The sequence below is a fragment of the Leeuwenhoekiella sp. NPDC079379 genome (assembly GCF_044542075.1).
In the GTDB taxonomy this organism is placed as follows: domain Bacteria; phylum Bacteroidota; class Bacteroidia; order Flavobacteriales; family Flavobacteriaceae; genus Leeuwenhoekiella.
In genome coordinates this window covers 1-3,687 of sequence record NZ_JBITTU010000017.1, presented here as the reverse complement: position 1 = coordinate 3,687, position 3,687 = coordinate 1, and the positions used below count along the sequence as shown (strand labels likewise).

At 28.6% G+C, this 3,687-nt stretch carries 5 protein-coding genes; all 5 read right to left on the bottom strand.

Annotation, left to right across the window (positions count from 1 at the left end; translation table 11 throughout):
• Positions 1 to 79: 79 nt before the first annotated feature.
• Complete coding sequence (locus ACIGAM_RS17370) at positions 80 to 280, bottom strand: PG0870-related protein (protein ID WP_396512741.1); 201 nt, start codon at positions 278 to 280, stop codon at positions 80 to 82.
• Between the two features lie 227 nt (positions 281 to 507).
• On the bottom strand, positions 508 to 1,929 hold the full coding sequence (locus ACIGAM_RS17365) for a DUF3987 domain-containing protein (protein ID WP_396512739.1): 1,422 nt from the start codon (positions 1,927 to 1,929) through the stop codon (positions 508 to 510).
• Positions 1,929 to 2,201, bottom strand: coding sequence for a helix-turn-helix domain-containing protein (locus ACIGAM_RS17360; RefSeq protein WP_396512738.1), 273 nt, complete (start codon positions 2,199 to 2,201; stop codon positions 1,929 to 1,931). Before ACIGAM_RS17360 ends, ACIGAM_RS17365 begins: the two co-directional genes overlap by 1 nt.
• Before the next feature lie 103 nt (positions 2,202 to 2,304).
• Entirely contained in the window at positions 2,305 to 3,159 is an 855-nt protein-coding gene (locus ACIGAM_RS17355; RefSeq protein ID WP_396512737.1) for a hypothetical protein, read from the bottom strand.
• A gap of 5 nt (positions 3,160 to 3,164) precedes the next feature.
• A complete protein-coding gene (locus tag ACIGAM_RS17350; RefSeq protein ID WP_396512740.1) occupies positions 3,165 to 3,581 on the bottom strand; it encodes a tyrosine-type recombinase/integrase in 417 nt (138 codons plus the stop codon).
• Positions 3,582 to 3,687: the final 106 nt, after the last annotated feature.

Genomic DNA, 3,687 nt, shown 5'->3' with positions numbered 1-3,687 from the left:
CTCTCGCTAAATTTGCTGTTTTTCATCGTGACAGTGTGAATTTAAAATTAGTAAATTCGAATTAACAACTGTCCTGTTTTTAGGGAAGCCTACAACTACGATCCTCAAAATAAGATTTAGGTGAATAGTGATATGCACAGTTTACTTCTCGATCGCATCTACCAACTATGTGAGATAGATATTCATTCGTTTCAGAATCTACGTATCTGACAAACCTTTTTTTGTTACATCCAGGACAAATATGTTTGACCGATTTTTTTTCTAGAGTATATTTATACATAGTACGTTGCATTATCCTCATTTTCTACATTATTCAATAATAGCCAGTGTTTCAAGAAATTTATTGTTGCACTTCCATTACATTTTAATTGCACTTTAAGTATTAGGGATTATATCTTTTCATTTTGGCAGTGCACTTTATGCACGAATATTGCATTTTAAAAAGATAGCTTTATACTGTAAATCAGCACTTTAAAGACAAAAGTGAACAAAATGAGGAAAATGCAGTTATAGTATTTTTTTATAATTACCGTGAGACATCCTTTTAAACAATTTTCTATCCTTTAAATAGGTTTTAAATTGTCTCTCACTTACTCTAGGTTTACCATCAACTTTTTTACAGGCTATTTCTAGACCTTTCTGAGTTGTGAAATTATCCGGAAGTTCCTTTAAAATATTTTTTTGTAATTCTGTTAAGGATTCTAAATAATTTTTCTTTGTGATTTCGTTTCTTACTTTGATTGCATTATGATAGAAATAATCGAATAATTTAATTGCTCCTTTCACAGCAAACAATTGAACTTCATTTTTAGTTTTTTTATCAGATGCATAATGAATCAATTGTAGTATTAAGGCAAATCGAATGACATATTGCTGAAGCTTTATTTCTATGCTCCTTTCATAATCAAATAAGTAATCATCTGGCCTATTATTCTGCCAGTTAAAAAGATATTTCTTAGCACTATCTTCGATGGGAATAGCATTAGTCTGACTATTTTGATCACATTTTAGATCAATTAGATTAGAGATTATCGTAAAATAATTTTGTAAAATACTTTCGTCTACTTTATTTATATTCCACTTAATAGTTTTCTGATTTTCAGGATAAACAAAGAGTAAACGATCCATAAAACCATTAGCACTTCTACCTTCTTTTGCAAATTCTTTTAGAACCGGAATTTGTGTGCTTCCAATTACACCTACAAATGGATCTTCAATGCGTAAGTTCTTTCCAGATGCTCTGTCTGTAGATATAGTTGTACCACTCCAAAGACTTAAATAAATTTCTGCTTCGCCAGAGCTGCTATACCTATTAAAATTTTTTATCCATCCGTGTAGCTCGTCCACATAGATATATAGACCTCTTTTGTTATAGTAATGGGATAATATTAATGCCTCGATTGTATAATCACTGATCAAGAATTTTTCTAGATATGGCTTTTTAATTTTATTTTTTCCGGATTCTAGGCTATCTTCATAATTCTGTAATTCTTGTTCGTATCTGTAAAAAAGCTCATTCTCTCTTATGTGCAACGGTTTGAAACAAAAATTTAAAGCGTGACTTTTAGAATCGCCTGGTCGCCCAACGATAACCGTAAAAAGGTTGCTTTTCTCACCCCAGCCTTTTTTGACTCTTACCCTATGAGAAATTCCTATTGCAGCAGATGAAGCTGTTAAAATACCTGCTCCCAAATAATCAATAGAAAATTGATATTTGTTGTGAGCTTCAAAAATGATTTCCTGCACTATTTTAGGGAAAACATCAAAAGGAAATGGATTTTCACTATTCTCAGTTAAACTTAAAAAATCACTTTCTAAGTCAATTTGATCAATTATACTATCATTTTTATTAAATTCGTTTTCAGAAAAATTTTTCGAGCCTCTTATACTTCGCAAGGTATGTGGGGCTTCTTTTTTTTGACCCCCCATTATCTTTTATATTTTAGAGATTTAACTCTGTTTGAAGAATCAAATATTTCAGTGTGCCTTATTCTATCGAACTTACCGTATTTTTCTGCTTTTAAAAGTCCTCTATCAATATAACTTTTGATTGTTTGAGGACTAACTTTAAGTATTTTTGAAGCTTCATTTCTAGTATAAAATTTATTTATAAGCTCTTTATCAGGCCTATTTTTAAGGTTGATAAGAAGTGATTTCACTTCCTTAACTTCATTCAGAAGAATTTCATAAGGGTTTTCCATATTGTACTGTTTAAGAGTTATTAACAGTACAATCTTAGGGTTAATTCTATCCAAATATGGTTGCAAGTGGTTCTCGAAACCATTTAAACCATATTTTTAACGCTTAACTAAGCAAGGAATCTATAAAATTCAATTTTTCATAAAACTCTTTATCATTACTCTTAGAACCCTGTAGATTTATTTCCTTCAATTTCTTATTTGATATTTTATTATAATTAGCTGAAGATGGAGATATGCCAAAAGTATTTTTGATTAATTTGACTGTTTCAGCATTTGATAAATTATAAGTATTGATAATTTTTGAGTCGTTCAACTTTATTATCAAAACAGCTAGATCTGATTTAATTCTATGAGATTCAATTAGTTTTTTTTCTTTATTTAAAAGACCTACTTCGATTAGTCCATCTATAAGTTTTTCATACTTTGAATTATCATTGAAATAGCTTTGTAATGTTTGATCACTTATAATTTGCCTTTTAGTATCGCTTTTAGAATTAAAGTTATCTAAGTTTTTTTTATACTCAATCAGGAAATTATATTGATTCATATTGTTTTCTAAATCCTTAAAAAAATCCTCAATTATTTCTTTTTGAAAATATTTGCTTGAATTCAAGTCAATGTCTCTGAATAATAGGTTCAAAGCAGCGTTAAAGGCGTCTATATTTTTTAGATTATAATCACTCAAGGATTTGATATAATAAACAAAAACAGACTCTTTCATATCATACTTAAATCGCTGTTTTTCATATTCATTCACTGAAATTTTTTTTGGAACATTTATATTTTCAAAATCTATATTTTCTATAATTTCATAATAATCTCTTTGAATTTTACTTTTTACTTTTTTCAAGCTAAAAAGTCCATTGGAGATAAAATATTTTAAACTGAGGATAAATTCTATTAGATCTGGTTCGGATTTTTCTACTATGTAGTATTCGCCATTATTGTAAAACCCCATAATTTCTATTTAAAAACTGTATTCATAAAATCCACTTTTTCATCTTCATTAGGACGATAGTAATTATTAAAAACTTCAAGGCTTTTATGACCTGTATAACTCATTATCACTTTATCAGGTACACGTTGATTTTTCATTATTGTTATAAAGCTTCTCCTTGCTGTATGTGAGCTTATTCTATCATATAGAATACTTTCCTTTTCAATAATTTTATTTCCTAGTTTGGTTGTTTTCTTTTGTACGTCATCATATTCTAGAAACTCAAAAAGTTCCTTTAAATACTTATTGAATTTTTGATTGGAAATCTTAGGCAATTGAAAATTATATTTATCTAGAATTGATTTTGAAATGAGGTTTAAAGGAATTGATAGTGATTTGGAATTATCCTTTACATCGATAACTTTAATAAACCCATTCTGAATATCATTTTTATTTGTAGGCTTCCCTAAAAACAGGACAGTTGTTAATTCGAATTTACTAATTTTAAATTCACACTGTCACGATGAAAAACAGCAAATTTAGCGAGAG

What these genes read in the sequence shown, in the direction of transcription:
- ACIGAM_RS17370 (WP_396512741.1), bottom strand. Translation starts at nt 280, where the DNA reads ATGTATAAATATACTCTAGAAAAAAAATCGGTCAAACATATTTGTCCT.
- ACIGAM_RS17365 (WP_396512739.1), bottom strand. Translation starts at nt 1,929, where the DNA reads ATGGGGGGTCAAAAAAAAGAAGCCCCACATACCTTGCGAAGTATAAGA.
- ACIGAM_RS17360 (WP_396512738.1), bottom strand. Translation starts at nt 2,201, where the DNA reads ATGGAAAACCCTTATGAAATTCTTCTGAATGAAGTTAAGGAAGTGAAA.
- ACIGAM_RS17355 (WP_396512737.1), bottom strand. Translation starts at nt 3,159, where the DNA reads ATGGGGTTTTACAATAATGGCGAATACTACATAGTAGAAAAATCCGAA.